Source organism: Amycolatopsis sp. NPDC104819 (genome assembly GCF_055583145.1).
This window is the reverse complement of the sequence record NZ_JBVJON010000022.1, coordinates 65984-92093: the sequence shown is the minus strand read 5'-3', so window position 1 is coordinate 92093 and position 26110 is coordinate 65984. Positions and strand designations below refer to the sequence as shown.

The window sequence follows — 26110 nt, the reverse complement described above, 5'->3', positions numbered from 1 at the left end:
CACCGAGCCGATCACCGTGCCGAAGCCCGGCCGCCCTCGCGCACGCCGTGGCCGCGTCATCGCCGTGTTCTCGGTGTTGACGGCAGTGCTGCTGCTCGCGCATTCCCTGGTGCCCAACTGGATCGGCAACGCGGGCAGCCTGCTCGAGACGGTCCTGCCGTGGACCGGGCTCCTGCTCGTCCCGCTGCTCGTCGCGGCACTGGTCCGGCGCTCGGCGCTCGCCCTCGTCTCGCTGCTGCTCCCGGGCCTGGTGTGGGCCGGCTTCTTCGGCGGGCGGGTGTTCGACAAGACCGAGGCCGGCGGCGACTTCACGATCGTCTCGCACAACGTCAACGACGAGAACCCGGACCCGGCCGGCACCGCCCGCGCGCTGGCCGCCTCGGGCGCGCAGGTGATCGCGTTGGAAGAGCTGAAGAGGTCCGAGATCCCGAAGTACGAGGACGCGCTCGCCGCGCGCTACCCGCACCACTCGGTGCAGGGGACGGTCGGTGTCTGGAGCACCTACCCGCTCGGCGACACGCGGCCGGTGGCGATCATGCCGTGGACCCGCGCGCTGCGGACCACAGTGGACACTCCGAAGGGGCCGGTCGCGGTGTTCGTGGCGCACCTGCCGTCGGTGCGCGTGCGGCTCGACTCCGGGTTCACCGCCAACGGCCGCGACACCGCGATCGGCCTGCTCGCCGACGCCGTCGAAGCGGAATCCGCGCCGCGCAAGGTGCTCGTAGGCGATTTCAACGGCACCACCGACGACCGCGCGCTCACCCGGATCACCGACGGGATGCGGGTCGCGCAGGACGAAGCCGGTGACGGGTTCGGCTTCAGCTGGCCGGCTTCGCTGCCGTTGGCGCGCATCGACCAGATCTTCACCGCCGGGCTGCGGCCGACGGCCGCCTGGACGTTGCCCGCGACCGGCAGTGACCACCTCCCGGTGGCGGCTTCCCTCGCGCTCTGACGCCCGGCCCGCGTGACGAGACCGTTACGCGGGCCGGGTTGACCGCGCGGGTGTTATCGCTAACACTGACTCCTCGCCGTCACCGGAACGGGTGACGGGCGCCACGTCGAAGCGGACGGAAGGGGACGCCGGTGGTCGAACGATCGCGGGCCGGTGGTCCCGTCAAGGTGACCGCGGCCGGCACCCGGCAGCCCAGCCTGACCGACGTCGCCGGGGTCGCCGGGGTGTCCCACATGACCGTGTCCCGGGTGATCAACGGGACCGGCCCGGTGCGGCCGGAGACCCGCGCCCGGGTGCTCGCCGCGATCGAAGAACTGGGCTACCGCCCCAACTCCGCGGCCCGCGCACTCGTCACCGGGCGGACCGGCACGCTCGGCGTCGTCGCGCTCGAGTCCAACTTGTACGGTCCGGCCAGCACGCTCTACGGCATCGAGAACGCCGCCCGCGAGGCCGGCTACGCGATCACGATCTCCAGTGTGAGCCGCCCGGGCCGGTCTTCGATCGCCGACGCGGTGGAAAGTCTCCGCCGCCAGGCCGTCGAAGGTGTCATCGTCATCGCCCCGCACGTGACCGCCGGCCGGGCCCTGGAGGCCGCGCCCGCGGACTTTCCGGTGGTCGCCGTCGGCGGCGGGGAGACCGCGCCGGTCCCGGTGATCTCCGTCGACCAGCGCGACGGCGCCCGCCGCGCCACCGAACACCTGCTGGCGCTGGGTCACCGGACCGTGTGGCACATCGCCGGCCCGGAGGACTGGCTGGAGGCCCGCGACCGCGAGCTCGGCTGGCGGGAAACCCTGGAACGCCACGGTGTTCCGGCGCCGCGCGTGGTCCGCGGCGACTGGAGCTCGCGCTCCGGCTACGAGGCGGGGCGATCCCTCGCCGGGGAACGCGACCTCGACGCCGTCTTCGCCGGCAACGACCAGATGGCGCTCGGCCTGCTCCGCGCGTTCGCCGAGGCGGGCATCTCGGTGCCGCGGGACGTGCGTGTCGCGGGCTTCGACGACGTGCCCGAGGCGGCGTACTTCACGCCGCCGCTGACCACCGTGCGCCAGGACTTCATCGAAGTCGGCCGGCGCACGTTCGGCCTGCTGACCGAGCGGCTGGGCGGCGGCGACCGGCACGCCCGGGCCCTGGTCGTGCCCGAGCTGATCGTCCGCGAGAGCACCGGGCCGCGCTAGCGCGGTCGCCTGCGGCGGAGGCCGTGAACCACCTCCGAATGTTAACGCTAACAGAATTGATCACCGTCGATCGAGGAGTGAACGTGCTGAAGAAGCGATGGGCCGCCGCGGCGGCCGCGGCGGCGGGACTCGTGCTGCTCACCGCGTGCGGCGGGGGGAGCGGCTCGGGGTCAACCGACGGGAAGATCACGCTCGGCTTCGCCCAGGTCGGCGCGGAGAGCGGCTGGCGGACGGCGAACACGAAGTCCATCCAGGACTCGGCGAAGACCGCCGGGATCGAGCTCAAGTTCTCCGACGCGCAGCAGAAGCAGGAGAACCAGATCTCGGCCATCCGCTCCTACATCCAGCAGAAGGTCAAGGTCATCGCCTTCTCGCCGGTGGTCGAGTCCGGCTGGGAGACCGTGCTCAAGGAGGCCAAGACGGCCAACATCCCGGTGATCCTCACCGACCGCGCGATCGACTCGCCGGACAAGTCGCTCTACAAGACCTTCCTCGGCTCGGACTTCATCGCCGAGGGCAAGAAGGCCGGCGAGTGGCTGACCAAGGAGTTCGGCACCGCCACCGGCCAGGTGAACATCGTCGAGCTGCAGGGCACCACGGGTTCGGCGCCGGCGAACGACCGCAAGAAGGGCTTCGCCGACGTCATCGCGGCGGACCCGAAGTACAAGATCGTCGCCTCGCAGACCGGTGAGTTCACCCGCGCCAAGGGCAAGGAGGTCATGGAGGCCTTCCTCAAGTCCCAGCCCAAGATCGACGTCCTCTACGCGCACAACGACGACATGGCCCTCGGCGCCATCGAAGCGATCCAGGCCGCGGGCAAGGTGCCGGGCAAGGACATCAAGATCGTCTCGGTCGACGGCGTGAAGGACGCCTTGCAGGCACTGGCCGACGGCAAGATCAACCACGTCGTCGAGTGCAACCCGCTGCTCGGCCCGCAGCTGATGGACCTGGTGAAGAAGGTCTCCGCCGGCGAGCAGGTGCCCGCGCGCATCGAGACCCAGGAGACCGAGTTCGACCAGGCGTCGGCCAAGGCTGCCCTGCCGCAGCGCCAGTACTGAGGGGTGCCGCATGTCCGCCGAAATCCTCACCATGACCGGGATCCGCAAGGTGTTCCCCGGGGTCACCGCCCTCGACGACGTCGGCTTCCGCCTCTTCCCGGGCGAGGTCCACGCGCTGATGGGCGAGAACGGCGCCGGCAAGTCCACCCTGATCAAGGTGCTGACCGGCGTGTACGGGGTGGACGCGGGCACGATCACCCTCGCCGGGACCACCGCCGCCTTCGGTGGTCCCGGCGAGGCCCAGCGGGCGGGCATCAGCACCGTCTACCAGGAGGTCAACCTCTGCCCGAACCTGTCGGTGGCGGAGAACGTCTGCCTCGGCCGGGAACCCCGCCGCTTCGGCCGCATCCAGTGGGGCCCGATGCGGCGGCGGGCCGAGGAGCTCCTCGCCCGGCTGGACGTCCACGTGGACGTCTCGGCCGAGCTGGGCACCTGCTCGATCGCCGTCCAGCAGCTGGTCGCGATCGCCCGCGCGCTCGACGTCGACGCGCGGGTGCTGGTGCTCGACGAGCCGACGTCCAGTTTGGACACCGGCGAGGTCGCGAAGCTGCTGGAGGTCGTGCGGTCGCTGCGCGCGGAGGGGATGGCGATCCTGTTCGTCTCCCACTTCATCGACCAGGTCTTCGCCGTCGCCGACCGGATGACCGTGCTGCGCAACGGGAAGCTGATCGGCGAGTACCGCACCGAGGAGATCACGCCGGTCGAGCTGGTCACGAAGATGATCGGCAAGGAGCTCACCGTTCTGGAAACGCTCGAAGACTCCGGGCCGAGCCGCGCCGAGGTCGCCGACGCGCCGGTGCTGCTGGCCGCCGAGGACCTCGGCCGCAAGGGCGGTGTCGAGCCGTTCAGCCTCGGCATCCACGCAGGTGAGGTCGTCGGGCTGGCCGGGCTCCTGGGCTCGGGACGCACCGAGCTCGCCCGGCTGCTCTTCGGCGCCGACCACGCCGACACCGGTTCCGTCCGGGTCGACGGGGAGGTCACGACCCTGCGCACCCCGCGCGCCGGGCTCGACCACCGGATCGCGTTCTGCTCGGAGAACCGCAAGACCGAAGGCCTGGTCGAGGAGCTGACCGTCCGGGAGAACATCGTCCTCGCGCTGCAGGCGTCCCGCGGCTGGGCACGGCCGCTCTCACGCCGCCGCCAGGACGAGCTCGCCCGGAAGTACGTGGCGCTGCTCGACATCCGCCCGGCCGACCCCGAGGCGCCGGTCGGCACGCTGTCCGGCGGCAACCAGCAGAAGGTGCTGCTGGCGCGGTGGCTCATCACCGAGCCGCGGCTGCTCATCCTCGACGAGCCGACCCGGGGCATCGACATCGGCGCCAAGACCGAGATCCAGCGGCTGGTGACCCGGCTCTCCGCCGACGGCGTGGCCGTGCTGTTCATCTCCGCCGAGCTCGACGAGGTGCTCCGGCTGAGCCACCGCGTCGTGGTGCTGCGCGACCGGAAGGTGGTGGCGCAGCTGGACAACCGGGCGCTCACCGCGGACGAGATCATGGCCACGATGGCCGAGGGAGCCGTCTCATGACCAAGCACCGCCTGTTCTGGCCCGTGGTGGCGCTGCTCGCGCTGCTGGTGGGCGACCTCATCGCCAGCCCGGCGTTCTTCTCGGTCGAGCTGCGCGACGGCCACCTCTACGGGAACCTCGTCGACATCCTGAAGAACGGCGCCCCGCTGGTCCTCATCGCGATCGGCATGACGCTGGTGATCGCCACCCGCGGCATCGACCTCTCGGTGGGCGCGGTCGTCGCGATCAGCGGATCGCTGGCCTGCCTGTGGATCGCCGATCACCCCGGTGGTGCCGGCGCGACGCTCGTGGCCGTCGGGCTCGCGCTGGGGCTGTCGCTCGTGCTCGGGGTGTGGAACGGCTGGCTCGTCGCCGCGCTGGGCATCCAGCCGATCATCGCCACGCTCATTCTCATGGTCGCCGGCCGCGGGATCGCGCAGCTGATCTCCGGCGGGCAGATCATCACCGTCAACTCCGGCCCGTACGAGTGGATCGGCAGCGGGTTCGTGCTGACGCTGCCGAGCGCGATCCTCCTCGCGCTGGCCGTGTTCGTGCTGGCGTCGGTGCTCGTCCGCCGGTCCGCGCTCGGCCTGCTGGTCGAAGCCGTCGGCGGCAATCCCGAGGCCAGCCGGCTGGCCGGGTTGCGCTCGGCGCGGCTGACCTGGCTCGTCTACGTCTTCTGCGCGCTGTGCGCGGGCCTCGCCGGGCTGATGATCAGCGCGAACGTGCACAGCGCCGACGCCAACCACGCCGGGCTGTTCATCGAGCTCGACGCGATCCTCGCCGTCGTCGTCGGCGGCACGCAGCTGACCGGCGGCCGGTTCTCCCTCGGCGGCGCGGTGATCGGCGCGCTGCTCATCCAGACGCTGACCACCACCGTCTACGCCCTCGGCATCCCGCCCGAGGCGATCATGCTGTTCAAGGCCGTGGTCGTGCTCGCGGTGTGCCTCCTGCAGTCGCCCGCGCTCCGCCGCAAGCTCCGCCGCCGGACGCCGCCGCCCGGGCAGCCGGCCCCCACCTCCGCTCCGGAGAAGGTCGAGGTCACGGCATGACCACCCTGGCCCGCGTCCGCGGTTACCGGCCGAAGCAGCGGCACCTGCCGATCCTCGCCACGATGGCGCTGCTCGTCGGCGCGTACCTCTTCGGCGCGTCGAGCTACGAGGCGTTCGGCTCCGGGCAGGTCGTGCTGGACCTGTTCATCAACAACGCCTTCCTGCTCGTGGTCGCCGTCGGGATGACGTTCGTGATCCTCACCGGCGGCATCGACCTGTCCGTCGGGTCGGTCGTCGCCCTGTCCACAGTGGTCTCCGGCGACCTGCTGCAGAAGCACGGCTGGCCCGCGTACGCGGCGATCGCCGTGGTGCTGGTGATCGGCGCGCTGCTCGGCGCCGGGATGGGCGCGCTCATCCACTTCTTCGAGATCCAGCCGTTCATCGCGACGCTCATCGGGATGTTCTTCGCCCGCGGGCTCTGCTACACGATCAGCACGGAGGCGTACTCGATCGACAACCCGACGATCGCCGGTCTCGCCCAGGCGCAGATCCCGTTGGGCGGGGAGCTGCACATCTCGATCAGCGTGGTCGTCGCGCTGGTCGTCGTCGCGGTCGCGGCGTACGTGCTGGCCTTCACGCGGTTCGGGCGCACGGTCTACTCGATCGGCGGCAACGCGCAGTCCGCGATGCTGATGGGCCTCAAGACCGGCCGCACGAAGATCGCGGTGTACACGGTGAGCGGGTTCTGCTCGGCTCTCGGCGGGCTGCTGCTGGTGCTGTACAAGTCTTCCGGCGACCCGCTCAACGGCGTCGGTCTCGAACTGACCGCGATCGCCGCGGTGGTCATCGGCGGCACCATCCTCACCGGCGGCTCCGGCTACGTGCTGGGCACCGTGCTCGGGATCATGGTGCTGGGCATCATCCAGACGCTGATCACCTTCGACGGCACCCTCAACTCCTGGTGGACCTCGATCATCACCGGCGCCCTCCTGTTCGTCTTCATCGTCCTGCAACGCCTCGTGACCCGAGGGAGCCACCGATGAAAACCCGCATCCTGGCCGTGCTCGCGGCCCTGACCTTGTTCTCCACCCTGCCCGCGACGGCCACCGCGGCCGAGCCCGCCTCGGCGCTCGCCGGGCACTGGACGTTCGACGACGGCAGCGGGACGACCGCCGCCGACACCGCGGGGGACCACCCCGCGACCCTGAACTCGGGCGCGGGCTGGGGTCCGGGCATCCGCGGCGGCGCCCTGACCACCGACGGAACGAGCGGGTTCGCCGATGCCGGCGCGTCCGTGCTCGACACCACGAAGAGCTTCTCCGTCAGCAGCTGGGTCAAGCTCGACAAGACGTCCGGCTACCAGACGTTCGTGAGCATCGACGGGAACCAGGTCAGCACCTTCTTCCTCCAGTTCCGCGACGACTCGCGCCGCTTCGCCTTTACCCGCCTCGCCGGGGACGCGCCCGCCGACGGCGTCGTCGCCTCGGCGAACTTCGACCCGGTCGTCGGCCAGTGGTACCAGCTGACCGGAGTGTTCGACGCGGCCGCGTCAACGCTGTCGTTGTACGTGGACGGCACCCGCCAGGCCACGGTCGCCGCGCCCGCGGGCTGGGCCGGTAGCGGCCACCTGGTGATCGGCCGCGGCAAGTACGCGGGCAACCCGGTGGACTACGTCGACGGCACGATCGACGACGTCCGCGCCTACTCCGGCACGCTGACCGCGGCCGACGCGGCCCGGCTCGCCATCGCCGGGCACTGGAGCCTCGACGAGGGCACCGGCGCCACCGCGGCCGACGACTCCCTCGACGCCCGCACCGCGACCCTCACCGGCGGTGCGACCTGGGGTGACGGGGTCGTCGGCCCGCACGGCGTGGTCCTGAACGGCGCCGACGCCGCGGTCGAGACCCCGGCCCCGGTGGTCGACACCGGCCAGAGCTTCTCGGTGTCCGCGTGGGTGAAGCCGACGGCGGCCACCGGTTTCCGGACCGTCGTCAGCGTCGACGGCACGACCATCAGCGGCTTCTACCTCCAGCGCACCACCGACAGCCGGTTCGCCTTCACCCGCCGGGCATCCGACGGCGACACGGCGTCGTCCGCGGCGGTCTCGACGTTGCCCGCGCAGGCCGACCAGTGGCAGCACCTCGTCGGCGTCTACAACCGCGCGGTCGGCACGCTTTCCCTGTACGTCAACGGAACCCTGCAGCAGAGCGTTCCGTTCACCACACCGTGGACCGCGGGCGGGCACCTCGTCATCGGGCGCGGCAAGTGGGCCGGCAGCCCGGCCGACTGGTTCGCCGGGGGAGTGGACGACGTCCGCGCGTACCCGACGCCGCTGACCGCGTCCGCCGTCGCCGCGCTGGCCGCGAGCGGATCGTGGCACTTCGACGAAGGCTCGGGCACGGTCTCGCGGGACTCTTCGGCGAACGCGGCGGACGGGACGCTGAAGGGTGCCACGTGGACCGCGGGTGCCGCGGGCAAGGCCGTCGAGTTCGACGGGAAGTCCACTGTGGACCTGGGTACCTCGCCCGCGTTCGACGCCGGAACGGGTTCGCTCTCGCTGGCCGCATGGTTCCGCACGACGGGCGACGGCACGCTCGTCGACCACGGCGACGGCTACGCGCTTGGCGTGACCGGCGGCAAGCTCACCGCCCGCGTCGGCGCCATCCAGGTAACGACGACCGGCGCCGGACTCGCCGACGGGAACTGGCACCACGCCGCCCTCGTCCTCGACCGCGCGTCGCAACGGCTCACCGTCTACGCCGACGGTGACGCGGCGGCCGTCGTCAGCACCTGCGGAACCTGCCCGGCGTCCGGCACCGCCGCTCCGCTGACGGTCGGCGCGGGCTTCACCGGCGCCGTCGACGAGCTGGAGCTGCGCCGCTTCCCGCTCACCGCCACGCATATCGGGACGCTGGCCGGGGCGAACCAGCTGGCCGTGGACGCCAACGTCGTCCGCGCGAACACCCGCCCGACCACCTACGGCTCGATCCTCGAAGACATCAGTCACTCCGTCGAAGGCGGGCTGTACGCAGAGCTCGTCCGCAACCGCACCTTCAAGGAGGCCTACCAGCGCGGCAGCGGCGCGGGCGACACCCCGGTCCCGTACTGGTCCCTGCTCGCCTCGCCGGGAGCAACCGGGACGTACACGATCGACAGCACGACCCCGCTCAACACCGCGCTGGACCGCTCGCTGAAGCTGCACGCCGACGCCGTCCCGGCCGGCGGGCGGGTGGCCGCCGCGAACGTCGGCTTCTATGGCGTCGCCGCGAAGCCGTCCACCAAGTACACCGGTAGCTTCTTCGCGCGCGGAACGTGGACCGGCGCGGTCCGCGTCAGCCTGGAGAAGCCGGACGGGACCGTGCTGGCGAGCAAGGACCTCCAGCTCGGCGCGGCTTGGGGACAGCAGACGTTCAGCTTCACCACACCGTCGACGATCACGACGTCCACCGACAACCGGATCGTCGTCTCCCTGGTGAACAAGACCAAGAAGGCTCTCGCCGGGGACGCCTGGTTCCAGCAGGTGTCGCTGTTCCCGCCGACCTTCAAGAACCACGGCGTCCGGCTCGACCTCGGGCAGAAGCTCGCCGCGATGAAACTCGGCCTGTTCCGCGTCCCGGGCGGCAACTACCTCGAAGGCAACACCCTCGACACGCGGTTCGCGTGGAAGAACACCATCGGCAAGCCGGAAGAGCGCCCCGGCCACCAGAACACCGCGTGGGGCTACTGGTCCACCGACGGCTTCGGCATCCTCGACTACCTCAAGCTGTCCGAGGACATCGGCGCCCAGCCGCTGCTCGCGCTGTTCGCCGGTTACACGCTCAACGGCCAGCACGTCAGCCAGGCCGACTACCCGCAGTACGTCCAGGAAGCCCTCGACGAGATCGAGTACGCCATCGGCGACGCCTCGACGACATGGGGTGCGAAGCGGGTCGTCGACGGGCATCCGGCGCCGTTCGACCTGCACTACGTCGAGGTCGGCAACGAAGACTGGTTCGACGGCTCGGGCAGCTACGCCTGGCGCTTCACCGACATGTACAACGCGATCAAGGCGAAATACCCGCAGCTGACGGTCATCGCCACGACCGGCGGCCTGCAGGGCGGGGCCGCGTCGAGCACCCCGACCGGCGTGCGCCCGGACGCCGCGGACGACCATTACTACCAGTCGCCGCAGTGGTTCACCGACAACTCGACCCGGTACGACACCGCGGACCGCAGCGGCCCGGAGATCCTCGTCGGCGAATACGGCGCCCAGGACGGCCGGCCCACCGGCACCCTGGCCGCCGCTATCGGCGAGGCCGCCTTCCTCACCGGGCTGGAACGCAACAGCGACGTCGTCATCGGCTCGATGTACGCGCCGGTGCTGGTGCAGGAGAACCAGTCGAACTGGCCGGTCAACCTGATCGGCTTCGACGCCGGGAGCAGCTACGGCTCGCCGTCGTACTGGGTGCAGCAGATGTTCTCCAGCACGCTCGGCAAGCAGATCGTGTCCAGCCGCCTCAACCCGGGCAGCCCGCTGCGGCAGGTGGTCAATGTGACCACCAAGGGTGGGAAGAAGACGTTCACCGTCAAGCTCGTCAACCCGACCGGGCAGGTGCAGACCGCGCGGCTGGCGCTCACCGGCGTCACGGCGGTCGACGGCACCGGGACGCTCACCACCCTCACCGGCGACCCGGCGGGGCGCAACAGCCTCGCCGCGCCGGCCGCGATCGTGCCGCAGACCAGGGAGATCAGCGGACTGGCGGCGACCTCGAAGCTCACGCTGCCCGCGAACTCCGTGACCACGCTCGTCCTCACCGCCCGGTGAACCACCCCAGAAAGGACCCAGCAGTGTCAGCAGGACCCCTCGTCGTCGGTGTCGACTTCGGCACGCTCTCCGGGCGCGCGGTCGTCGTGCGGGTGGCCGACGGCGCCGAGCTGGGCAGCGCGGTCTTCGAGTACCCGCACGGGGTGCTCGACGAGACGCTGCCCGCCACCGGCCGCGCGCTGCCGCCGGACTGGGCGCTGCAGGTGCCCGCGGACTACGTCGGAGTCCTCCGCGAAGCCGTCCCCGCGGCGCTGCGGGACGCGGGCGCCGACCCCGCCGACGTGGTCGGCATCGCGACGGACTTCACCGCGTGCACGATGGTCCCGACGACCGCCGACGGCACGCCGCTGTGCGAGCTGCCGGAGTTCGCGGCCGAGCCGCACGCCTACGTCAAGCTGTGGAAGCACCACTCGGCCCAGCCGCAGGCGGACCGGATCAACACCCTCGCCCGCACCCGCGGCGAGAAGTGGCTGCCGCGGTACGGCGGGCTGATCTCCTCGGAGTGGGAGTTCGCCAAGGGACTCGAGGTGTTCGAAGAAGCCCCGGACGTCTACGCCGCGATGCGGCACTGGGTCGAGGCGGCCGACTGGATCGTCTGGCAGCTGACCGGCGGGTACGTCCGCAATGCGTGCACGGCGGGGTACAAGGGGATCCTGCAGGACGGCCAGTACCCGAGCCGCGACTTCCTCCACGAGCTCTCGCCGGGCTTCGAGTCCTTCGTGGCCGACAAGCTCGAACATCCGTTGGGGCAGCTGGGTTCCCGCGCCGGTTCGCTGTCCGCCGAAGCCGCCGGCTGGACCGGGCTGCCCGAAGGCATTGCGGTCGCCGTCGGCAATGTCGACGCGCACGTGACCGCGCCCGCGGCGAACGCCGTCGAGCCCGGGCAGATGGTCGCGATCATGGGCACCTCGACGTGTCACGTCATGAACGGCGCCGAACTGCGTGAGGTCCCCGGCATGTGCGGGGTCGTCGACGGCGGGATCGTCCCCGGGCTCTGGGGCTACGAAGCCGGGCAGAGCGGTGTCGGCGACATCTTCGGCTGGTTCATCGAGCACTTCGCGCACGAGGGGCACGAGCAGCTCACCCGGCTCGCGCAGCAGCAGGACATCGGCGAGCACGGCCTGGTCGCGCTCGACTGGCACAGCGGCAACCGCTCGGTGCTCGTCGACCACGAGCTGTCCGGCGTGATCGTCGGGCAAACCCTCGCCACCCGCGCCGAGGACGTCTACCGCGCGCTGCTGGAAGCCACGGCCTTCGGCACCCGCAAGATCATCGAGACCTTCGGGGAGGCCGGAGTTCCGGTCACCGAACTGATCATCGCGGGCGGCCTGATGAAGAACACGCTGCTCATGCAGATCTACGCCGACGTCACGAACCTCCCGCTGTCGGTCATCGGCTCCGAACAGGGACCCGCGCTCGGCTCGGCCATCCACGCGGCCGTCGCCGCCGGGGCCTATCCGGACATCCGCGCGGCCGCCGCGGCCATGGGCTCGGTCCAGCGCGCGGTGTACCAGCCGATCCCGGCGAACGTCGCCGCCTACAACGAGCTGTACGCCGAGTACACGACGCTGCACGACTACTTCGGCCGTGGCGGCAACGATGTCATGCACCGCCTGGCCGCCCGTCGCCGAACCGTCGCGAAAGGACGGTCCTGATGTCCCTGACCGACGAAGTCCTCGACACCGTCGCCGAGCTCCGCGAGACGGTCGCGAACCTGCACGGTGAGCTGACCCGCAACGCGCTGGTCATCTGGACCGCCGGCAACATCTCGGCCCGGGTCCCCGGCCGTGAGCTGATGGTCATCAAGCCGTCAGGCGTGTCCTACGACGAGCTGTCCGCCGACACGATGGTCGTCACCGACCTGCACGGCGAACTGGTCCACGGCGAGCTCGCGCCGTCGTCCGACACCGCCGCGCACGCCTACGTCTACCGGCAGCTGCCCGAGATCGGCGGCGTCGTGCACACACACTCGACGTACGCGACCGCGTGGGCCGCGCGCGGCGAGCCGATCCCGTGTGTGCTCACGATGATCGCCGACGAGTTCGGCGGGGAGGTGCCGGTCGGGCCGTTCGCGCTGATCGGCGACGACTCCATCGGCCGCGGCATCGTCGAGACCCTCCGCACCAGCCGCTCCAAGGCCGTGCTGATGCGCAACCACGGCCCGTTCACCGTCGGCCGCACCGCCCGCGACGCGGTCAAGGCCGCGGTGCTGGTCGAAGACGTCGCCCGCACCGTGCACAAGGCCTTCGAGCTGGGCACCCCCGAACCCCTCCCACCCGACGACGTCGACCGGCTCTACGCCCGGTACCAGAACGTCTACGGCCAGCACTGAACCGCTTCCAGGAGAAACGATGACCCGCGCGTCGAAACCCCAGCTCTGGTTCCTCACCGGGAGCCAGGCCCTCTACGGCGAGGAGACCCTCGAACAGGTCGCCGGCCAGTCCCTGCGCATCCAGCAGCTCCTGGCCGCCGCCGGCGGGCTCCCGGCCGAGATCGTCGGCAAGCCGGTGCTGACCGAGGCTTCGTCGATCCGGCGGGTCCTGCAGGAGGCCAACGCCGACGCCGCCTGCGTCGGGGTCATCGCGTGGATGCACACCTTCTCGCCCGCGAAGATGTGGATCACCGGCCTGGACGCGCTGCGCAAGCCGTTGCTGCACCTGCACACCCAGCTCAACGAAGCCCTGCCGTGGTCGACCATCGACATGGACTTCATGAACCTCAACCAGGCCGCGCACGGCGACCGCGAGTTCGGGTTCGTCCAAACGCGGCTCGGTGTGCCGCGCAAGACCGTCGCCGGGCACGTGTCGGACCCGGTTGTCGTCGCGCGGATCGACGCGTGGGCGCGTGCCGCCATCGGCGCCGACCACCTGCGCAACCTCCGGCTGGCCCGCTTCGGGGACAACATGCGCGATGTCGCGGTCACCGAGGGGGACAAGGTCGAGGCCGAGCTGCGGTTCGGCGTCTCGGTCAACACCTACGGCGTCAACGACCTGGTCGAGCTCGTCGACCAGGTGTCCGAAAAGGACACAGTGGACTCGCTCGTCGCGCAGTACGCCGAGGACTACGACGTCGTCCCGGCGCTGGCGGCCGGGGGAGCGCGGCACGAGTCGCTGCGGTACGCGGCCAAGATCGAAGCCGGGATGCGGAAGTTCCTCACCGACGGCGGCTTCGGGGCGTTCACGACGAACTTCGAGGACCTCGGCGGCCTGCGCCAGCTGCCCGGCCTCGCGGTGCAGCGGCTGATGGCCGACGGTTACGGCTTCGGCGGCGAAGGCGACTGGAAGACGTCGGCGCTGCTCGCGGCGGTGAAGGCGATGGGCACCGGCCTGGACCGCGGCACGTCGTTCATGGAGGACTACACCTACCACTTCGGCCCGGGCACCCCGAAGATCCTCGGCGCGCACATGCTGGAGGTCTGCCCGAGCATCGCCGCCACCCAGCCGTCGTGCGAGATTCACCCGCTGGGCATCGGCGGCCGCGAAGACCCGGTCCGGCTCGTGTTCGACGCGGCGCCCGGCCCCGGCGTCACCCTCGGCCTGGTCGACCTCGGCGACCGCTTCCGCCTGGTGGCCAACGAGATCGAGGTCGTCGCGCCGGACGAGCCGCTGCCGAACCTGCCGGTCGCGCGGGCGGTGTGGGAGCCGGCGCCGTCGCTGTCGACGTCCGCGGAGTCGTGGATCACCGCGGGCGGCCCGCACCACACCGTGCTCACCCAGGCCGTCGGCACCGAGACCTTGCGCGACTTCGCGAACCTCCTCGGCGTCGAGCTGCTGGTCATCGACTCCGACACCACGCCGCACGGCTTCACCGACCGCATCCGCTGGAACCAGGCCTACCACCGGCTCGCTCAGGGTTTCTGAGAAAGGAAGAAGGAACAATGAAGTTCACCAGAGGAATCGCGGCTATCGCGGCCGCGGGACTCGTGCTGACGCTCTCCGCGTGCGGTTCGAGCGAGAAGACGGCCGACCAGGCGGCGGCGTCGAGCGCGAGCGCGGCGGGCGGCCTCGTCGGCGTCACCATGCCGACGAAGTCGTCGGAACGCTGGATCCACGACGGCGACAACATCAAGTCGGCGCTGGAGAAGCTCGGCTACCAGGTCGACCTGCAGTACGCCGAGAACGACATCCCCACCCAGGTGAACCAGATCGAGAACCAGATCACCAAGGGCGCGAAGCTCCTGGTCATCGCCTCGATCGACGGCACCGCCATCACCACCCAGCTGCAGGAGGCGGCCGACCGCAAGATCCCGGTCATCGCCTACGACCGGCTGATCCGCAACTCGCCGAACGTCGACTACTACGCGACCTTCGACAACTTCAAGGTCGGCGTCGAGCAGGCGAACTCGCTGGTCAAGGGCCTCGGTGACGGCGCGGGTCCGTTCAACATCGAGCTGTTCGCCGGCTCGCCCGACGACAACAACGCGACGTTCTTCTTCAACGGCGCGATGTCCGTGCTCAAGCCCCTGATGGACAGCGGCAAGCTGGTCGTCAAGAGCACCCAGACGGACTTCGCCCGTGCGGCGATCCTGCGCTGGGACCCGGCCACCGCGCAGCGGCGCATGGAAGACCTGCTGACCAAGACCTACACCGGTGGCGCCAAGGTCGCCGGCGTGCTTTCGCCGTACGACGGCCTGTCGATCGGCATCCTCTCGGCGCTGAAGAGCAACGGCTACGGCACCGCCGGCCAGCCGTACCCGGTCGTGACCGGGCAGGACGCCGAGGTCGCGTCGGTCAAGTCCATCATCGCCGGCGAGCAGTACTCGACGATCTTCAAGGACACCCGCATCCTCGCCGACACCACGGTGAAGATGGCCGACGCCGTGCTCAAGGGCGGCAAGCCGGAAGTCAACAACACCAAGGACTACGACAACGGCAAGAAGGTCGTCCCGTCGTTCCTGCTGCAGCCGGTCACCGTGGACAAGGCGAACTACCAGAAGGAGCTCGTCGACTCCGGCTACTACACGGCGGGTCAGCTGAAATGACCGAACTGCTCGGCATGCGCGGGATCACCAAGACCTTCCCCGGGGTCAAGGCGCTGTCGGACGTCACCCTTTCCGTGCACAGCGGCGAGATCCATGCGATCTGCGGGGAGAACGGCGCCGGGAAGTCCACCTTGATGAAGGTGCTCTCCGGCGTCCACCCGCACGGGACGTACGACGGTGAAATCCACTTCGACGGGCAGCGGTGCGAGTTCGGTTCGGTGCGCGAAAGCGAGCGGCGCGGAATCGTGATCATCCACCAGGAGCTCGCGCTGTGCGGGCAGCTTTCGATCGCCGAGAACATCTTCCTCGGCAACGAACAGGCAAAACGCGGCTGGATCGACTGGAACCGCACCAACCACGAGGCCGGCGCGCTGCTGCGGCGCGTCGGCCTCGCCGAAAACCCGGTGACGCCGGTGCAGGAGCTCGGCGTCGGCAAGCAGCAGCTGGTCGAGATCGCCAAGGCGCTGTCCAAGGAGGTCCGGCTGCTGATCCTCGACGAGCCCACCGCGGCCCTCAACGACGAGGACTCGGCCCACCTGCTGGAGCTGCTGCGCGAGCTGCGGTCCGACGGCGTGACCTGCGTGATCATCTCGCACAAGCTCGGCGAGGTGACCGCGATCGCCGACACCGTCACGATCCTGCGGGACGGCCGGACGATCGAGACGCTCGACGCGGCCGGGCTGACCGAGGAACGGATCATCACCGGCATGGTCGGGCGCGACCTCGAGCACCGGTTCCCGCCCCGGGAGCCGGACATCGGGGAAGAGGTGCTGCGGATCGAGGACTGGACGGTGCACAGCCCGACCCAGGCCGGCCGGGTCGTCGTCGACCACGCGTCGCTTTCGCTGCGGCGCGGGGAGATCGTCGGCCTGGCCGGGCTGATGGGCGCGGGCCGGACCGAGCTCGCGATGAGCGTGTTCGGCCGCTCCTACGGCAAGGACATCTCGGGAAGGATCCTCAAGCACGGCGAGGAGATCGACGTCCGGTCGGTGCGCGACGCCGTCCGCCACGGCATCGCCTACGCCACCGAGGACCGGAAGCGCTACGGGCTCAACCTGATCGAGGACATCCAGCGCAACGTGTCCGCGGCGGGGCTGGGCAAGCTGGCGAAGCGGGGCTGGGTCGACGAGAACGCCGAGCACGACACGGCCGCCCGCTTCCGGCGTGACCTGCGGATCAAGGCGCCGACCGTGCGCAGCGTGACCGGGAAGCTCTCCGGCGGCAACCAGCAGAAGGTCGTGCTGGCCAAGTGGATCTTCACCGACCCGGACGTGCTGATCCTCGACGAGCCGACCCGCGGCATCGACGTCGGCGCGAAGTTCGAGATCTACACGATCATCAACGCCCTCGCCGCGCAGGGGAAGGCCGTCCTGGTCATCTCCTCCGAGCTGCCGGAGCTGCTCGGGCTCTGCGACCGGATCTACGCGCTGTCGGCCGGGCGGATCACCGGCCAGGCGACCCGCGAGGAAGCCACCCAGGAACTGCTCATGCAGTACATGACGAAGGAACGGGAATGACCACGACCGAAGCGCGGCCCGCCGCGCCCCCGGTTGAGCGCTCCAAGCGGAGGATCTCGATCAATCCGCGCCAGAGCGGCATCTACGTCGCGTTCGCGCTGATCGTGGTGCTGTTCGAGGTGCTCACCGGCGGCGCGCTGCTGGAGCCGCAGAACATCTCCAACATCATCGTGCAGAACAGCTACGTGCTGATCCTCGCGATCGGGATGATCCTGGTGATCATCTCCGGGCACATCGACCTCTCGGCCGGGTCGGTGGTCGCGATGACCGGCGCGGTGTCGGCGGTGCTGATGGTCAACTGGCACCTGCCGTGGTTCGTGGCGGTGCTGATCACCCTCGTGGTCGGCGCGGCGATCGGGGCCTGGCAGGGGTACTGGGTCGCGTACTTCGGGATCCCGGCGTTCATCGTGACGCTGGCGGGCATGCTCGCGTTCCGCGCGCTGACCCTGACGGTGCTGGGCAACCAGGGCATCGGGCCGTTCCCGGACGCGATCCGCACGCTGTCCAACGGGTTCACCGACGGCTACCTCGGCAACATCGGCCTCGGGCCGTTGGGTGGAGCGGATCTGGTGTCGCTGCTCGCCGGAGTTCTTGCGGTGGCGGGCATCGCGTTCATCCAGTGGCGCAAGCGCTCGGCGCGGCTCGGGTACGGCCAGGACGTCGACCCGTTCCCGGTGTTCGTGCTGAAGATCGTCGGGATCGCGGTGGTGGTCCTCGCGCTGGTCGTGCAGCTGGCGCGGTTCAAGAACCTGCCGTGGGTGCTGATCCTGCTGGCCGTCCTGGTGCTGGGGTACTCCCTGGTGGCCGGGAAGTCGGTGTTCGGGCGGCACATCTACGCCGTCGGCGGCAACCTGCAGGCGGCGACGCTGTCCGGCGTCAAGGTCAAGTCGGTGACGTTCTGGATCTTCGTCAACATGGGCGTGCTGGCGGCCCTGGCCGGGATCATCTTCGCGGGCCGGCTGAACCAGGCGGGCCCGACGGCGGGCGTCAACTTCGAGCTGGACGCGATCGCGGCGGCGTTCATCGGCGGCGCGGCCGTCCAGGGCGGCGTCGGCAAGGTGGTCGGCGCGATCACCGGCGGCCTGATCATGGCGGTGATCAACAACGGGATGTCGCTGATCGGCGCGCCGAGTGAGCGGGTGATGCTGGTGAAGGGCGTCGTCCTGCTGGCGGCGGTGGCCTACGACATCTGGACGAAACGTCGGGCGGCTTCCTGAGGGCCCGGAGTCCGTGAATGGCACATCGAGGGGCGCCGAGTCCTTCGATGTGCCATTAGGATGCCGGGGTGGCGGATCCGGTGGACGAGGAATGCGAAACCCTCGAATTCCTCAACGACGAAGTGGCGGCGAGAACCACCCGGCAGGACCAGGCCGCCGCACGGCTGGAAACCAAGGCGACGGTTCTGCTCGGATTTTCGGCGACGGCCGCCCAGTTCCTCGCCACCCGAACGGCGCAACCGGTGCTCACCTGGGTCGCGTTCGTCTTCTACCTGGGATCCTTCTGCGCGAGTGTGGCCGTGATCGCCGTGCGGCGGTACAAAGATTTCGACCCGATCGCGTTGGTCGGCCATCACGCACAACCGAAGCTCGACGTGATTCGGCTGGTGCTCGCGAGCCGGACCGCCATGTTCGAGCACAACGCGAAGAACCAACGCCGGAAAGGGATCGCCTGGCGCGTCTCGATCGTGCTCTTGATGGGCGGATTGGTGGCGTCGGCGGTGGGAATCGTGCTAGGAAAATGACATGAGCGAACCCACGCCGTCGGAGGCACCGGACGGCGCGAAGCTGCCGCCGCCCGCGAAGTCGCCGTCCGAGGAGGGCAAGTCCTTCGTCGGCAAGTTCGCGAAGAAGATCGTCGAGATGACGGAAGATCGCGCGAACGGCCCGTCCGGGAAATAGCCCGCCCTCAGAGGGTCAGGCGGTCGCCGAGGTTGCGGATGTGGTCGGCGTTGCCGCAGCCGAGGGCCAGCTGGCGGCGGCGCTCCGCCACGAACGCCCGGCCGAGGCCCGTGCGGTCCGAAGTGGACATCGTGCGGCGCAGGTCGTTCAGCAGCCCGCGCTCTTCCCCGCGGACGTGCGCGTCGACGGCGTTCTCCAGGCTTAGCAACGCCTTCTCGGAGTCCGACGTCTCCAGGACCGCCAAGAGGTCGTCGGTGAAGGGAAGCCCGGGGGAGTCCGGGCGCACGATCCGCTCGGTCGCCGTCGCGTGGGCGACCAGGAGGCCCGCCAGCTCCGCGACCAGGGCCGGGCGGTCGGCCTCGGTGTTGCGCAGGTCGCGGAACAGCTGCTCGAACCGGCGGTGGTCGGCCAGCAGCACCTCGACCAGGTCCGAGCCGGGCGCGACCGCGGCCGGGCCCGGGCGCATCCAGCCGAACGTCAGCTCCACCGCCTGGCGCCAGTGCCCGTACTCGCTGTCGCGGCGCGCCGGGTCCATCGCCGGCAGCCACTGCCCGGCGCGGTGCCAGTTGCGCCGCAACCCTTCCAGGTCCGGCCAGTAGCCGACGGACAGCCCCGCCGCGTAGGCCGCGCCGAGGGACACCGTCTCCGCCACCATCGGGCGGACCACCGGCACGTCGAGGACGTCCGCGACGAACTGCATCAGCAGGTTGTCGGCGGTCATCCCGCCGTCGACCTTCAACGTCGACAGCGCCAGGCCCGAGTCGGCGTTCATCGCGTCGACCACCTCGCGGGTCTGCCAGCCGGTCGCCTCCAGCACCGCCCGCGCGAGGTGGCCCTTCGTGATGTACGACGTCAGCCCGGCGATCACCCCGCGCGCCTCGCTGTGCCAGTGCGGCGCGAACAGCCCGGAGAACGCCGGGACGATGTAACACCCGCCGTTGTCCTCGACCGTCTTGGCCAGGGTCTCGATCTCGGGGGCGCTGCCGATCAGCTCGAGGCCGTCGCGGAACCACTGGACCAGCGACCCGGTGACCGCGATCGACCCTTCCAGGGCGTACACCGCGGGCTCGTCGCCGATCTTGAACCCGACCGTGGTGAGCATGCCGTGGGTGGACAGTACCGGGGTCGGGCCGGTGTTGAGCAGCAGGAAGCTGCCGGTGCCGTACGTGCACTTCGCCTCGCCGGGTGCGAAGCAGGTCTGGCCGAACAGCGCGGCTTGCTGGTCACCGAGGGCCGCGGCGATCCGGATCCCCGGCACCACCCGCGACGTCGTCCCGTACACCTCGGTCGAGGACCGGATCTCCGGCAGCATCGCGCGCGGGACGTCGAAGAAGTCGAGCAGCTCCTTGTCCCAGGCGAGGGTGCGCAGGTTCATCAGCATGGTGCGCGAGGCGTTGGTGACGTCGGTGACGTGCACCCCGCCCTCGGCCCCGCCGGTGAGGTTCCAGATGAGCCAGCTTTCGATGGTGCCGAAGAGGACGTCGCCGCGCTCGGCGCGCTCGCGCAGGCCCGGGGTCCGGTCGAGCAGCCAGCGGATCCGCGGCGCCGAGAAGTACGTCGCCAGCGGCAGGCCGCACAGCTGCCGCACCCGGTCGGCGCCCGGCTCGCGGGCGAGCTGTTCGAGCATCGCGTCGGTGCGGGTGTCCTGCCAGACGATCGCGCGGCCGACCGGGTTGCCGGTGTGCCGGTCCCACAGGACGGTGGTCTCCCGCTGGTTGGCGATCCCGAGGCCGACCACCTGCTCGGCGGTCGCGCCGGCGTCGGCGAGGGCCTGCGGGACGATCCGCGCGAGGTTCCGCCAGATCTCGGTCGCGTCGTGCTCGACCCAGCCGGGCCGCGGGAAGTGCTGCTGGTGCTCCCGCTGCACGACGGAGACGAGCCGGCCGCGCGCGTCGAACAGGATGCACCGGGTCGAGGTGGTGCCCTGGTCGACCGACATCACGTACCGCTGGACCACCCGGGCACCTCCTTCACCATCGGGACGCGCCCAGGTCGCGGGACACCGCGCGCGCCGCGTCGCGGACGTGGCCGAGCAGCCGGGGGCTCGGCGCGCCGTCCGGCTCGCAGATCCGCTCCACGGCGCCCGACACCCCGATCGCGCCCACGACGATGCCGCCGTGGCCGCGGATGGGGGCCGCGATGCCGGCCTCGCCCGAGATCATTTCGCCGTTTTCGACCGCCCAGCCCGCTTCGCGGACCTTGGCGCAGGCCCGCTTGATCGCGGTCTGCGTGGTCAGCGTACGGCGCGTGTACAGCTCCGGTGTCGCCTTCAGCGTGGTGTCGTAGGCCAGCAGGACCTTCCCGAGCGCGGTCGCGTGCAGCGGCAGCAGCGAGCCGACGTCGAGGGTCTGCAGGCTGTCGTCGGGCCGGAACACGTGGTGCACCACCAGCACCCGGCCCTCCAGCGGCGCGCCGATCCGGACGGCCTCGCCGCTGCGCGCGGCCAGCGCGTCGGCCCAGTTGATGGCGCGGGACCGCAGCTCGTTGACGTCGAGGTAGCTCGTCCCGAGGTGCAGCAGCGCCGCGCCGAGCTGGTACTTGCCGGTGTCGCGGTCCTGTTCGACGAACCCGACCCCCTGCAGGGTGCGCAGGATCCCGTGCGCGGTGCCCTTCGCCAGTTCGAGGGACTCGGCGATCTCGCCGACGCCGAGCCGGCCCGAGCCGCGCGCCAGCAACCGCAGGATCGCGGCGGCTCGCTCGATGGACTGGATCGGACCGGGCACGTCGCCAACCTAACCCGACCGGCCCTGATTCGACAATGTCGAACATCCACTTCGGCCGTTCGACAATGCCGACCGGTGTCCGTTGACCCCCCGGAAACCCGAACTTAACTTTCACTCACCAGGGGGAACGAACGGTCCTTTGTGGAGGAAGCAATGGTGCGAAACCTCAAGGCCCACGGACTCGGCGGCGAGATGGCCGCGGAGTTCGTGGGAACGATGATCCTCATCCTGTTCGGGTGCGGGGTGGTGGCGCAGGTCGCGGCCGCGGGCATCGGGGACCACGACAGCATCGCCTGGGCCTGGGGGCTCGGCGTCACGCTCGGTGTCTACGTCGCTTCGCGGATCAGCGGCGCGCACCTCAACCCGGCCGTGACCATCGCGCTCGCGGTGTTCAAGGGCTTCTCCTGGCGCAAGGTCGCCCCGTACGCCCTCGCGCAGACGGCCGGCGCGTTCCTCGCCGCCCTGCTCGTGCGCTGGAACTACACCGAGGTGCTCACCGCCAAGGACCCCGGCCTGACGATCAAGACCCAGGGGGTGTTCTCCACCCTGCCGGGTAACGGCACGCTGCCCGTGGGTGACTGGGGCGCGTTCCGCGACCAGGTCATCGGCACCGCGATCCTGCTGATCGTCCTCTTCGCGATCACCGACCTCCGCAACACCTCGCCGGGGGCGAACCTCGCCCCGGTCGTCGTCGGCTTCCTCGTCGTCGCGATCGGCATGGCCTGGGGCACCAACGCCGGGTACGCGATCAACCCCGCCCGCGACTTCGGCCCGCGCCTGGCCTCCTGGCTGACCGGCTACGACACGGCGTGGTCCGACCAGTACGGCTTCCCCTACTGGTGGATCCCGATCGTGGCCCCGGTGCTCGGCGCCCTCGTCGGCGGCGCGATCTACAAGTTCCTCATCGAGCGCTTCCTCCCCGCGGGGGAACCGCTGGACGCCATGCCCGCCAAGGACCTCGAGCCCGCCCACTGACTGAGGAGAACTCCCATGCCTGACTACGTCGGCGCGGTTGACCAGGGCACCACCAGCACCCGGTTCATGATCTTCGACCACGGCGGCAACGAAGTCGCCCGCCACCAGCTCGAACACGAGCAGATCCTGCCGAAGCCCGGCTGGGTCGAGCACGACGCCACCGAGATCTGGGAACGCACCCGCTCGGTCATCGCGACCGCGCTGAACAAGGCCAACCTGACCCACCGCGACCTGGCCGCGCTCGGCATCACCAACCAGCGCGAGACCACCGTCGTGTGGAACCGCCGCACCGGCCGCCCCTACTACAACGCGATCGTCTGGCAGGACACCCGGACCGACCGGATCGCCTCGGCGCTGGAGCGCGAGGGCAAGGGCGACGTCATCCGCCGCAAGGCCGGGCTCCCGCCCGCGACGTACTTCTCCGGCGGCAAGCTGCAGTGGATCCTCGAAAACGTCGACGGCGTGCGCGAGGACGCGGAAAAGGGTGACGCCCTCTTCGGTACCACCGACTCGTGGCTCATCTGGAACCTCACCGGCGGCCCGGACGGCGGCGTCCACGTCACCGACCCGACCAACGCCTCGCGCACCATGCTGATGGACCTCGAAACCCTCGACTGGGACGACGAGCTGCTGTCGTTCTTCGACGTCCCGAAGCGGATGCTCCCGGCGATCCGGCCGTCGTCGAACCCCGGCTTCTTCGGCGTCACCCGCGCGGACGGCCCGCTCGGCGGCGAGGTCGCGCTCACCGGCGTCCTCGGCGACCAGCAGGCGGCGACCGTCGGCCAGGTCTGCTTCCGGCCCGGCGAAGCCAAGAACACCTACGGCACCGGCAACTTCCTGCTGCTCAACACCGGCCACGAGCTGGTCCGCTCGAAGCACGGCCTGCTCACGACGCTGTGCTACCAGTTCGGCGACGAGAAGCCGGTCTACGCGCTGGAAGGCTCGATCGCCGTCACCGGGTCGGCCGTGCAGTGGCTGCGCGACCAGCTGGGCATCATCAGCGGCGCGTCCCAGAGCGAAAGCCTGGCCCGCCAGGTCGAGGACAACGGCGGTGTCTACTTCGTCCCGGCCTTCTCCGGCCTGTTCGCGCCGTACTGGCGCTCGGACGCCCGCGGCGCGATCGTCGGGCTCACTCGCGCCACGACCAACGCTCATCTCGCGCGGGCCACCCTGGAGGCGATCTGCTACCAGACCCGCGACGTCGTCGAGGCCATGCAGAACGACTCCGGTGTCACGCTCGACGTGGTGCGTGTGGACGGAGGGGTGACCGCGAACGAGCTGTGCATGCAACTGCAGGCCGACATCCTCGGCGTGCCGGTGTCGAAGCCGGTCGTCGCCGAGACCACGGCGCTCGGCGCCGCGTACGCGGCCGGCCTGGCCGTCGGGTTCTGGCGCTCGACCGACGAGCTGGAGCAGAACTGGAACGAGGACAAGCGCTGGGCGCCGTCGTGGACCGGCGAGCAGCGCGCCGAGGGCTACGCGGGCTGGCAGAAGGCCGTCGGCCGCACGCTCGACTGGGTCGACGTGCAGTGACCATGAGGAGGAACACCGTGACACCGCTTTCCCCGGCCTACCGGGCCGAGACACTGCGCAAGCTCGCTCGCGAAGAGGTCGACGTCCTGGTCGTCGGCGGGGGAGTGACCGGCGCCGGCGTCGCGCTCGACGCGGCGTCCCGCGGGCTGTCGACCGCGCTGGTCGAGGCCCGCGACTTCGCCGCCGGGACGTCCAGCCGCTCGTCCAAGCTGATCCACGGCGGCCTGCGGTACCTGGAGCAGCTGGACTTCAAGCTGGTGCGCGAGGCGCTGAAGGAGCGCGGCCTGCTGCTGCAGACCCTCGCGCCGCACCTGGTGCGGCCGGTGAAGTTCCTGGTCCCGCTGACGCACCGGGTGTGGGAGCGCGGGTACATCGGCGCCGGCGTCACCCTGTACGACACGCTCGGCGGCGCCCGCGCCCTGCCGCGGCACCGGCACCTGTCCAAGCGCGGCGCGGCCAAGGTCGCGCCCGCGCTGGCCGGCGACGCGCTGATCGGCGCGATCCAGTACTACGACGCCCAGGTCGACGACGCCCGCCACACGATGACCATCGCGCGGACGGCGGCCGAGCAGGGTGCTTCGGTGCTGACGCGCGCTCGCGTGACGTCGTTGCTGCGCGAGGGTTCCCGGGTGGTCGGCGCGAAGGTCGTCGACCGCGAGAGCGGGGTCGAGTTCGAGATCCGCGCCCGCACGGTCATCGCGGCCACCGGAGTGTGGAGCGACGACATGGCGGAGGCGGCCGGGATTCCCGCGCCGTTCACCGTGCGCGCGTCGAAGGGCATCCACCTGGTGGTGCCGCGGGAGAAGATCGACCTCGACACCGGGCTGATCCTGCGCACGGAGAAGAGCGTGCTGTTCGTGATCCCGTGGGGCAAGCACTGGCTCGTCGGCACGACGGACACCGAATGGTCCCTCGACCGCGAGCACCCGGCGGCGAGCCGCGCCGACGTCGACTACGTGCTGGAGCACCTCAACAAGGTGCTGCGCACGCCGGTCACGCACGACGACATCGAAGGCGTGTACGCGGGACTTCGCCCGTTGCTGGCGGCGAAGGCGGCCGCGACGACGAAGCTGTCGCGGGAGCACGCGGTGGCGCATCCGGTGCCGGGCCTGGTGATCGTGGCCGGCGGCAAGTACACGACGTACCGGGTGATGGCCGCGGACGCGGTCGACGTCGCGGTCGAAGAGGTGGGCAAGCCGACCCCGCCGTCGTGGACCGACCGGCTGCCGATCGCCGGCGCCGAGGGGTACCACGAGCTGTGGGCGGACCGGTACTCGGTCGCTTCCCGGACCGGGTTGTCGGTGGCGCGTGTCGAGCACCTGCTGCAGCGGTACGGGACGCGGATCTGGAACCTCGTCTCCCTGATGGAGGAGGACCCTTCGCTGGCTTCGCCGATCACGGAGACCTCGGATTACCTGCGCGTGGAAGCGGTGTACGCGGTTTCGCACGAAGGCGCGTTGCACCTCGAGGACGTCCTGACGCGGCGGACACGCATCTCGATCGAGGAGCGCGACCGCGGTGTCGCGGCGGCTCCGGTGGTCGCGGAGCTGATGGCTCCGCAGCTGGGCTGGGACGCGCACCGGACCGAGCGTGAGGTGACGAACTACCTCGCGCGGGTCGAGGCGGAGCGCTCGGCGCAGGAGGCCCCGGACGACGAGGCCGCCAACGCCACCCGGCTGACGGCCCCGGCGCTGCTGCCGGGCTGACTCGGCCGGCGGTCCTGGCGGGTGCGGACGAGCCGGGCGGTCCGATCGGCCTGGGCAGCGCGCTGGTGCGGGCCGGCCCGGGTGGGTACTTCGTCCTGGTGGCTCGCGCGGCCAGACCACGGCCGACGAGGCTTCCTGCCTGGTGAACGAACCGAACGACCGCGGCAGCGTCACCGGGACATGTCACATCCACCACGCCGTCCGAGGGCACCCGCCGGTGCTCGGCGACCAGTGACCGAACCCCCGGCTCACAGCGCCCGCCGCCGTGAGCCGGGGCACCCCGGATTGCACG

General features: G+C 70.5%; 20 protein-coding genes. 18 read left to right on the top strand and 2 right to left on the bottom strand.

All coding sequences use genetic code 11. From position 1 onward, the window contains the following. Positions 1-10 precede the first annotated feature (10 nt). The 15 genes from ACZ63E_RS43615 (at position 11) to ACZ63E_RS43545 (ending at position 18881) form a co-directional block, all read left to right on the top strand. Entirely contained in the window at positions 11-952 is a 942-nt protein-coding gene (locus ACZ63E_RS43615; RefSeq protein WP_465342220.1) for an endonuclease/exonuclease/phosphatase family protein, read from the top strand. A gap of 131 nt (positions 953-1083) precedes the next feature. Further along, positions 1084-2127, top strand: a complete 1044-nt coding sequence (locus ACZ63E_RS43610) for a LacI family DNA-binding transcriptional regulator (RefSeq protein WP_465342208.1) — start codon at positions 1084-1086, stop codon at positions 2125-2127. Between the two features lie 38 nt (positions 2128-2165). Beyond that, entirely contained in the window at positions 2166-3185 is a 1020-nt protein-coding gene (locus ACZ63E_RS43605) for an ABC transporter substrate-binding protein (RefSeq protein WP_465342207.1), read from the top strand. A gap of 10 nt (positions 3186-3195) precedes the next feature. Next, positions 3196-4710, top strand: a complete 1515-nt coding sequence (locus ACZ63E_RS43600) for a sugar ABC transporter ATP-binding protein (RefSeq protein ID WP_465342206.1) — start codon at positions 3196-3198, stop codon at positions 4708-4710. Next, positions 4707-5741 carry an ABC transporter permease gene (locus tag ACZ63E_RS43595; RefSeq protein ID WP_465342205.1) on the top strand — a complete coding sequence of 345 codons (1035 nt, stop codon included), beginning with the start codon at positions 4707-4709 and terminating at the stop codon, positions 5739-5741. The genes ACZ63E_RS43600 and ACZ63E_RS43595 overlap by 4 nt, the downstream gene beginning before the upstream one ends. Then, complete coding sequence (gene yjfF / locus ACZ63E_RS43590) at positions 5738-6724, top strand: galactofuranose ABC transporter, permease protein YjfF (protein WP_465342204.1); 987 nt, start codon at positions 5738-5740, stop codon at positions 6722-6724. The genes ACZ63E_RS43595 and yjfF overlap by 4 nt, the downstream gene beginning before the upstream one ends. After that, complete coding sequence (locus tag ACZ63E_RS43585; RefSeq protein WP_465342203.1) at positions 6721-10485, top strand: LamG-like jellyroll fold domain-containing protein; 3765 nt, start codon at positions 6721-6723, stop codon at positions 10483-10485. The genes yjfF and ACZ63E_RS43585 overlap by 4 nt, the downstream gene beginning before the upstream one ends. Positions 10486-10508: 23 nt before the next feature. After that, a complete protein-coding gene (gene araB, locus ACZ63E_RS43580; protein WP_465342202.1) occupies positions 10509-12140 on the top strand; it encodes a ribulokinase in 1632 nt (543 codons plus the stop codon). After that, the gene (locus ACZ63E_RS43575; RefSeq protein ID WP_465342201.1) at positions 12140-12817 is read left to right on the top strand and encodes an L-ribulose-5-phosphate 4-epimerase; all 678 of its coding nucleotides are present in this window, start codon (positions 12140-12142) and stop codon (positions 12815-12817) included. The genes araB and ACZ63E_RS43575 overlap by 1 nt, the downstream gene beginning before the upstream one ends. A gap of 19 nt (positions 12818-12836) precedes the next feature. Further along, on the top strand, positions 12837-14345 hold the full coding sequence (araA, locus tag ACZ63E_RS43570; RefSeq protein WP_465342200.1) for an L-arabinose isomerase: 1509 nt from the start codon (positions 12837-12839) through the stop codon (positions 14343-14345). 17 nt (positions 14346-14362) lie between these two features. After that, positions 14363-15466, top strand: a complete 1104-nt coding sequence (gene chvE, locus ACZ63E_RS43565) for a multiple monosaccharide ABC transporter substrate-binding protein (protein WP_465342199.1) — start codon at positions 14363-14365, stop codon at positions 15464-15466. Next, on the top strand, positions 15463-16983 hold the full coding sequence (mmsA, locus tag ACZ63E_RS43560) for a multiple monosaccharide ABC transporter ATP-binding protein (protein WP_465342198.1): 1521 nt from the start codon (positions 15463-15465) through the stop codon (positions 16981-16983). Before chvE ends, mmsA begins: the two co-directional genes overlap by 4 nt. Further along, positions 16980-18200, top strand: a complete 1221-nt coding sequence (gene mmsB, locus ACZ63E_RS43555) for a multiple monosaccharide ABC transporter permease (protein ID WP_465342196.1) — start codon at positions 16980-16982, stop codon at positions 18198-18200. Before mmsA ends, mmsB begins: the two co-directional genes overlap by 4 nt. Positions 18201-18268: 68 nt before the next feature. After that, positions 18269-18724 (top strand): hypothetical protein, encoded by a 456-nt coding sequence (locus tag ACZ63E_RS43550; protein WP_465342195.1) that lies wholly within the window; start codon positions 18269-18271, stop codon positions 18722-18724. 1 nt (position 18725) lies between these two features. Continuing rightward, positions 18726-18881, top strand: a complete 156-nt coding sequence (locus ACZ63E_RS43545) for a hypothetical protein (RefSeq protein WP_465342194.1) — start codon at positions 18726-18728, stop codon at positions 18879-18881. 7 nt (positions 18882-18888) lie between these two features. Here the strand turns inward: ACZ63E_RS43545 and glpK (ACZ63E_RS43540) are convergent, their stop codons facing one another. Both glpK (ACZ63E_RS43540) and ACZ63E_RS43535 read right to left on the bottom strand, forming a co-directional pair. Then, positions 18889-20838, bottom strand: a complete 1950-nt coding sequence (glpK, locus tag ACZ63E_RS43540) for a glycerol kinase GlpK (RefSeq protein WP_465342193.1) — start codon at positions 20836-20838, stop codon at positions 18889-18891. A gap of 13 nt (positions 20839-20851) precedes the next feature. After that, on the bottom strand, positions 20852-21604 hold the full coding sequence (locus ACZ63E_RS43535) for an IclR family transcriptional regulator (protein ID WP_465342192.1): 753 nt from the start codon (positions 21602-21604) through the stop codon (positions 20852-20854). A 153-nt stretch (positions 21605-21757) separates the two neighbouring features. On the opposite strand from ACZ63E_RS43535, the gene ACZ63E_RS43530 reads away from it, so the two are divergent. Genes ACZ63E_RS43530 through ACZ63E_RS43520 form a run of 3 tightly spaced genes read left to right on the top strand, consistent with a single transcriptional unit; the run spans position 21758 to position 25818 of the window. Beyond that, on the top strand, positions 21758-22579 hold the full coding sequence (locus tag ACZ63E_RS43530; RefSeq protein ID WP_465342191.1) for an MIP/aquaporin family protein: 822 nt from the start codon (positions 21758-21760) through the stop codon (positions 22577-22579). A 15-nt stretch (positions 22580-22594) separates the two neighbouring features. Then, a complete protein-coding gene (glpK, locus tag ACZ63E_RS43525) occupies positions 22595-24112 on the top strand; it encodes a glycerol kinase GlpK (protein WP_465342190.1) in 1518 nt (505 codons plus the stop codon). Between the two features lie 2 nt (positions 24113-24114). Then, positions 24115-25818, top strand: a complete 1704-nt coding sequence (locus ACZ63E_RS43520; RefSeq protein WP_465342189.1) for a glycerol-3-phosphate dehydrogenase/oxidase — start codon at positions 24115-24117, stop codon at positions 25816-25818. The last annotated feature ends 292 nt before the right edge of the window (positions 25819-26110 follow it).